Annotated in this window: 1 pseudogene; it reads right to left on the bottom strand. The window is 61.1% G+C overall.

From position 1 onward, the window contains the following. Positions 1-227: 227 nt before the first annotated feature. Positions 228-548, bottom strand: a pseudogene (locus EN780_RS37080) (methyl-accepting chemotaxis protein); the annotation flags it as partial.

Genomic DNA, 548 nt, shown 5'->3' with positions numbered 1-548 from the left:
CATAGGGGGAGAACTGTTACCTATGTATCCGGTCCATTCTGTTACCCATCTATCGGCTGGACAGCTGGCCGCAGCGGCGGCGCCCTCCTGCAGCGTTGCTGATTGGCGAAAGGGGAGGATGAGAGCGCCCCTCTCCCCGTCACTATACGGGGAGAGGATGCCGGCAGGCAGGTGAGGGGCAGCGCCAGCGTTGGAAAGGGTGCGGTAGCGCTACAAACGGGCCGCCCCTATTGCCTTTTATACTCCCTGACCGGCGACTTGGTGCCGTCCGTATACGTGACCTGCACCGACATCGACTTCACGCTGTCGGCGACCTTGAAATAGGGCTGGTAGTCGTAGGGGATGGCGTAGGGATCCTTCTTGTCGCAGGGCGGCATCTTGATCTCCTTGTCGGGCGCAGCGCCGTCGAGGCCGTAATGAACCTCCTTGATGGCGCAGCGGTAGGACAGCATCTGCGTGAAATAGACCAGGCCGTGGTTGCCGCCGGAATCGAAGGCGATCCACGAGGTCCAGAACTGGTCGAGGATCTGCTTGTCGCCCTGCTGAAG

Source organism: Mesorhizobium sp. M4B.F.Ca.ET.089.01.1.1 (assembly GCF_004022605.1).
Lineage (GTDB): Bacteria > Pseudomonadota > Alphaproteobacteria > Rhizobiales > Rhizobiaceae > Mesorhizobium > Mesorhizobium abyssinicae.
Note: the sequence above shows the minus strand (reverse complement) of the source record. Positions and strands in the feature narration are given on the sequence as shown.